The organism is Mycobacterium sp. VKM Ac-1816D, assembly GCF_000416385.1.
Classification (GTDB): domain Bacteria; phylum Actinomycetota; class Actinomycetes; order Mycobacteriales; family Mycobacteriaceae; genus Mycobacterium; species Mycobacterium neoaurum_A.
On the sequence record NZ_AOHQ01000136.1, the window covers coordinates 281,944 to 288,268 of the forward strand.

Consider the following 6,325-nt stretch of genomic DNA (forward strand, 5'->3'; position numbering starts at 1 on the left):
GGCAGCTTAGGCTAACTTAACTTGCCGTGGGATAGTCTCGGCGGGCGGCGACGCCAGCAAGGTCTGCATTTGCGAAGGAGACGCACGAAACGATGGCCGAACAGGTACTCCATCACATGTTCTGGCGCCACGCCGAGCGGCTTCCGGGTTCCCTCGCGCTGTCGCATGTGACCGAGGCGGGACGGTGTGAACTGAGCTACACCGAACTGGAGAAAGCGTCCCGGCGGCTGGCCGACGGCCTCACCGATGCCGGTCTGCAGCCGCAGACGCCCGTGGTGATCATCGCCGACCGCGGCCCGTCGATGGTCATCGCGATGTTCGGAACGCTCACCGCCGGTGGCGTTTTCGTCGTCGCCAATCCGGCGCACCCCGTCGACCGGGTCCGTCATGTCATCACTGCGGCGCGGCCAGGTGCCATCCTGATCGACGATGACGCGCCGCAGGAGCACCGCCGGCTCGTCGAGGACGAGTTTGCTCACCTGCCGCACCTGTCGACCACCCCCGCGGCTTCGGTGTCCACGCGACTCGACCGACCCGATGTGACCTGCAACGATCCGGCATATATCGCGTTCACCTCGGGATCGACGGGTTTGCCCAAGGGCATCCCGCACCGGCATGCCACGCTGCAGCAGTTCGTCGACTGGCAGGCGGTGGCGTTCGGGGTGTCCGCGGGCAGCCGGGTCGCGGCGCTGGCGCCACCCGGGTTCGACGTGTCGTTCTGTGAGATCTTCGGGGCGTTGACGCGCGGTGCATCCGTGCACATGGTCTCCGATGAGATCCGCAATGATCCCGCCGCGCTGGTGCAGTGGCTGCGGGCAGAACGTATTTCGCTGCTGCAGATCGTGTCTGGGCACTGGGCCACGTTGCTCTCGGAGATCGAGCAGACCGGTACCGACCTGCCGCACCTGACCACCGTCCTGTTCGTCGGCGAGGCCTTGTCACCGTCGGTGGTGGCGCGATCGCGTCAGCTGCTCTCGCCCACAACGAAACTGGTCAACGTCTACGGCCCCACCGAGGTGGTGGCGGCGACCTTCTACCCGATCGGGGAGCTGCCCGCCGACCTGGGCACCGTCCCGATCGGGCATGCCATTCCCGGCCGGACGATCACCCTGCGTGATCAGGACGGGGCCGTGGGCGACGAGGGTGAGATCTGCATCGCCAGTTCCTATCTGGCCAAGGGATATCTGAACGACGACGCGGCGACCGAGAACCGTTTCGTCACCGTGCCAGATACCGGCGAGGTGATCTACCGCACCGGCGACGTCGCGCGCCGATTGCCCGGCGGGGAGCTGCTTTTCGTCGGTCGCACCGACAATCAGGTGAAGATCAACGGTCAGCGCGTCGAGTTGGAGGACGTGGAAGCCGCGGTCATGAACACCGGTGCGGTGCTCGCGGCCGCCGCCGATGTGCGGACCTCGCCGAGCGGGGCGATGACGCTGGTGGTCTTCGCCGTGGCGCAGCGGGCGGACGATTTCGATCCCGAGTCCGTCAGGGAACAACTTTCCGCCGCCCTGCCCGCGTACATGGTCCCCTCGGCCGTCATTGCGGTAGAGCACCTGCCGCGCAACGCCAACGGCAAGATCGACCGGCCCGCGGTGGCGCAGCTGGCCTCCCCGGAGCCCTACGAGGATGATGGCGACCAGCCCACCGGTGAGGTGGAGGTGGCCATCGCCGAGATCTGGCAGGACCTGCTCAAACAACAGGGCATCTCCCGATCGGCGAACCTGTTCCGCATCGGTGGGGATTCCCTGGTGGCCACCCGGATCCTGTCGCGGGTGCGCAAACAGTTCGGGGTGCGCATCAGCCTGGGGACGTTCATCGATGATCCGACGATCCAAGGTCTGGCCATCGCCGCGGCATCGGCCCCGGCAAGTCCGGTGATCGGTGGCACGGCGGGGGTGCGCGCCGCGCGATGAAGTTCTCCCTGATGTTTTTCGCCAGCCTGGCCACCGGTGACGCGCAGCGGCACTACCAGCTGCTCTTGGATGCCGCGCGGATCGCCGACCGGCAGGGTTTCGCCGGGATCTGGACCCCCGAGCGACATTTCGACGAATTCGGTGGGGTCTTCCCGAACCCGGTCGTCACGAATGCGGCGCTGGCCGCGGTGACCGAGAACATCCAGTTGCGGGCGGGCAGCGTCATCTCGCCGTTGCACGATGCGCTGCTGATCGCCGAGGACTGGTCGATGATCGACAACCTGTCCGGCGGCCGGGCCGCGGTGTCCTTCGGCTCCGGGTGGAATCCGAATGACTTCGCCTTGGCGCCCGCGCAGTACGGCGGTCGCAAGGACCTGATGTGGGAGCAGATCGACACGGTGCACGCGCTGTGGCGCGGGGAGCGGATCCGGCGGACCAACGGCGTCGGCGCGCAGATCGAGGTCGAGCTGACCCCGCGGCCGGTGCAATCGCAGTTACCGGTGTGGATCACCACCGGGGGCACCGCCGAGACGTTCGTGCGCGCCGGCACCGCGGGAGCCAACCTGCTGACCCATATGATCACCCAGGATTTCGCCGAGCTGGCCGAGCTGATCGGCCAGTATCGCCAGGCTCTGCGGTCGGCCGGTCACGATCCCGAAACCGGTTGCGTCACAGTCATGTTGCACACCTTCGTCGGTGCGGACGCCGACCATGCGCGGGCGGTGGCCGCCGCGCCGTTGCGCCACTACCTGGGTTCGGCCCTGCAGCTGGACATCAAGGCGGCGGCCGCGTCCGACGGTGACGGCTATGACGACGACATTCTCGAAGAACTCCTCGACCTGCGCGTCGAACGATACTTCGACGGTGTGGGCCTGCTCGGTGATATCGACCAATGCGTCGATGTCGCTGGGCGATTCGCCGAAATCGGTGTCGACGATATCGCCTGCCTTGTCGATTTCGGCGTCGAGGCTCACGAGGCCCTGGGAAGTATCGAACGGCTCGCCACGGTCAAAGACCGCTGTTCCGCGGCGGCTCGCTGAATCACCGGCTGCCGCGCCACCATCGAACATCAGAAAGACGAAGTGATGACAGAAACTCGCAGTATCTCACTGGACTTCTACCGCCTCGACGATATCGCCGATATCGTCGACAACGCACAGGAACTCACCCTCGACGGTGAGGTGCAGGAGTGCATCGGCCGCGGTGCGGACTACATCGCCAGCATCGCTGGCGAGGACCGCCACATCTACGGGATCAACACCGGCTTCGGCTCGCTGTGCGTGCGGCGCATCGAGGAACACGAGCAGTCCGAACTGCAGCACCGCCACCTGCTGTCGCATGCCTGCGGGGTGGGGGAGCCGATGCCCGCGCGGATCAGCCGGATCACCACCGTCATCAAGCTGCTCACGTTCCGCAGCGGGTACTGCGGGATCACGCCGAACACCGTGAACCGCATGCTCCACTTCTGGGCCCGTGGCATCGTGCCGGCCATTCCGAAGAAGGGAACCGTCGGTGCCAGTGGCGATCTCGCGCCGTTGGCGCATCTGGCGCTGCCGCTGATCGGTGAGGGGAAGGTCTACTACCGGGGCGAACTCGTCGATGCCGCCACGATGCTGGCGGGCGAGGGTTTCGAGCCGCTGCGGCTGCGCCCCAAGGAGGGGCTGGCGCTGACCAATGGCGTGCAGTACATCAACGCGATCGCCGTCGACTGCCTGTTGCGTGCCCGCACCCTCATCCGGTTCGCGGATCTGGTGACGGCGTTGAGCATTCAGGGTTTCAGCACCGCCAAGAGCTTCTATCAGCCGCTGCTGGAGAAGACCTGGCGGCACCCCGAGCGCGTCACCGTCGCCAAGAATCTGGAGACATTGCTGGCGGGCAGTAACCATCACGAGCTGCCGCAGTGCAATATCGCCCACGAAGATCCGTACTCGTATCGCTGCGTGCCGCAGGTGCATGCCGCGGCGCGTCAGGCGATCAACTTCGCGACCCAGATCATCGAGCAGGAATGCAACACCGTCTCGGACAATCCGGTCTTCTTCTACGAGGAGGGCACCGAACTGTGCGCGGGTAACCTGCACGGCGCCTCGTCGGCGATGGTGATGGACCTGCTGGCGATCGCGTTGACGGATCTGTCGAGCATCTCCGAACGCCGCACCTACCAACTGCTGTCCGGCCAGCACGGCCTGCCCGACTACCTGGTGGCCAAGCCCGGCCTGGATTCCGGGCTGATGATCCCGCAGTACACCTCGGCCGCCCTGGTCAACGAGAACAAGGTGCTGTCGGCCCCGGCCAGTGTCGACACCATCGCCACCTGCCAGCTGCAGGAGGACCATGTGAGCATGGGCGGGACGTCGGCCTACAAGCTGATGCAGGTGATCGACAACCTGACCTACATTCTGGGTATCGAATTGCTGACCGCGGCGCAGGCCATCGACCTGAACGAGGGGCTGCGGCTCTCACCGGAGACGGCGAAGCTGTTCAACGAGTTCCGTTCCGAGGTGAGCCATCTGGACCAAGACCGCTACCAGCACCCCGATATCGAGAAGGCACGGCAGTTCGTGGAGCAGCGGGCGCGTCGGTGGTGTGACGAGCTGGCGGTGAAGTGAGGGCGGTGGCCCGCTACACCGCAAAGATGCCGGCGGTCGAGATCTCGAATCCCCGGCCGTTGGCGGTGCAGGTCATCCCCGACTCCTCCGACAGGCAGGTGAATGGCCCGAGGGTCGCGCTCTGGCCATAGGCGAGGACGCCCTGATCTGTGGGCCCGTCACTGCCACACGTCGGGCCCGTGCAGACGTCTGTCAGCGACCCATCGGCGCGGATTTGTACGCTCTGTAGTGGTTGCTGGGACATGCAGTAGACCCCGTCCGGCAGCGATTCCGCGCCTGCGCGTCCGAAGTTGATTTCGCATTGGATGTTGCCTGTCGGCGACCTGAAGAACTGAACGTGCGCGTCGTCCGCTCCGGAGTAGGGATTGGCGGCAGCGTGGGGCGCGAACGTCGCCAACCCCATCACCGTCACCAGGAGCGACATCCCGATACGCGCGCCGATAACCGTCTTCATCGTGGGAGCATAGGCACAGTGGACGTTGTGCAAGTCCGAATTCTGTCCACTTCGCCGCTTGTTGGCTTGGTGGCGTCGCGGACGACACCGCTACCGAACCCATCGCCACCCCAGAGGGCCCATATGGTAAAACCGCGGACCTGAAGTAGGTCCGCGGCTATTCCGATGTCTTGCGACATCACACACCGTGCCCCTGTTGGGCTTCGGTTGATGCTTGACGGATCTGTTGCGGTTGATCCTTGACACTCGGTGTTGTGGTTAAGGCTCTGTGCTGCTGCGCAGTGCCCGTTTGTTTCTTACCTCGCCGGTACTGCTGCGCGCGGCAGTCTTGACCAGAATGTCGCCGATGTAGAACCGCAGCAGTTCACCGTCGACATGCACGTCGCACCGCGCACCGGCGTAGTGACGGCCCAGACTGACCTGCTGCCAGGACACGCACACCACCCCGTTGGTGGTCACCCGGCGACTCACCCAGTCCGCACCGGCGCGCTCACCACGCAGTCCTTGCACAGCCGGCGGTGAGACCACAGTCGCATCGACTGCCCGGGCCGCGCCGAACCGCGACTGCGGAGTGTGCATCTGCAACGCCTGATGCGGACGCTCAGTGTTGTAGAACGCCACCCATTCATCAAGTGCCTGCTGGGCAACCTTCACATTCTTGAAAGGTGCTCGCCCGCTGAGGAACTCCGCTCGCAAGCTCCGATGGAAGCGCTCGATCTTGCCCGTCGTGGTCGGCGAGCGTGGCTGAGTCAACAAGTGCTCGATACCGTTCTCCCGACAGATCGCATCAAAGAGCACCTCCACCGGAGGATGGTTGAACCGGCCGGTGAACACCCGGCCATTATCGGTCAGGATCTGCGATGGCACCCCATATCGGGTCAATGCGCCGCGAAGCCCGTCGCAGACCGCGCGGGTGCGCTCGCGGACCATCAATTGCGCACACACGCACAACCGAGAATGATCATCGATCCCGGTCAACGCCTTGGCCGAGGTGCCATCAGCCAGCGGGAAACCACCCACGACATCCATCTGCCACAGCTCCATCGCTGCCGCGCGCTCCCAGCGTTTCCACTTCCGCGACCGTCGATCCCGCGCATGCGGATCAATCATCTGCGCCCTCACCAACGCTCGGTAGGCCGCCGATTCCGAGGGCACCGGCACCACACCACGCTTGGCCAACTCGAAAACCAACCGCCGCGGCCCCCAATACGGGCGCGAGCGCCGCAACTCCAACAGCCGCGCCTCTACCTCGGCAGACATCTGATGCGGACACGACACCGGACGATGCGACCGATCCACGAGTCCTTCAAGACCATGCGCCTCATACCGGGCCAACCACGAGTGCAGCG

At 65.2% G+C, this 6,325-nt stretch carries 5 protein-coding genes; 3 read left to right on the forward strand and 2 right to left on the reverse strand.

The window, feature by feature from the left end; all coding sequences use genetic code 11:
• The first annotated feature begins 92 nt into the window (after window positions 1–92).
• The 3 genes from G154_RS15110 to hutH are packed head-to-tail and all read left to right on the forward strand — an operon-like array spanning window position 93 to window position 4,522.
• A complete protein-coding gene (locus G154_RS15110; RefSeq protein ID WP_019510346.1) occupies window positions 93–1,916 on the forward strand; it encodes a non-ribosomal peptide synthetase in 1,824 nt (607 codons plus the stop codon).
• The gene (locus tag G154_RS15115) at window positions 1,913–2,956 is read left to right on the forward strand and encodes a MupA/Atu3671 family FMN-dependent luciferase-like monooxygenase (protein WP_019510347.1); all 1,044 of its coding nucleotides are present in this window, start codon (window positions 1,913–1,915) and stop codon (window positions 2,954–2,956) included. Before G154_RS15110 ends, G154_RS15115 begins: the two co-directional genes overlap by 4 nt.
• Window positions 2,957–3,001: 45 nt before the next feature.
• On the forward strand, window positions 3,002–4,522 hold the full coding sequence (hutH, locus tag G154_RS15120; RefSeq protein WP_019510348.1) for a histidine ammonia-lyase: 1,521 nt from the start codon (window positions 3,002–3,004) through the stop codon (window positions 4,520–4,522).
• A gap of 13 nt (window positions 4,523–4,535) precedes the next feature.
• On the opposite strand, the gene G154_RS15125 is transcribed toward hutH, so the two are convergent.
• Together G154_RS15125 and G154_RS15130 are read right to left on the reverse strand one after the other, a co-directional pair.
• Window positions 4,536–4,976: a hypothetical protein gene (locus tag G154_RS15125; protein WP_019510349.1), complete on the reverse strand. Its 441-nt coding sequence runs from the start codon at window positions 4,974–4,976 to the stop codon at window positions 4,536–4,538.
• 258 nt (window positions 4,977–5,234) lie between these two features.
• A partial coding sequence (locus tag G154_RS15130; protein WP_036479837.1) for an IS481 family transposase occupies window positions 5,235–6,325 on the reverse strand: 1,091 nt, incomplete at its 5' end.

Excerpts from the sequence above, each read along its gene's own strand:
- G154_RS15110 (WP_019510346.1), top strand. The coding sequence starts at position 93 with ATGGCCGAACAGGTACTCCATCACATGTTCTGGCGCCACGCCGAGCGG.
- G154_RS15115 (WP_019510347.1), top strand. The coding sequence starts at position 1,913 with ATGAAGTTCTCCCTGATGTTTTTCGCCAGCCTGGCCACCGGTGACGCG.
- hutH (WP_019510348.1), top strand. The coding sequence starts at position 3,002 with ATGACAGAAACTCGCAGTATCTCACTGGACTTCTACCGCCTCGACGAT.
- G154_RS15125 (WP_019510349.1), bottom strand. The coding sequence starts at position 4,976 with ATGAAGACGGTTATCGGCGCGCGTATCGGGATGTCGCTCCTGGTGACG.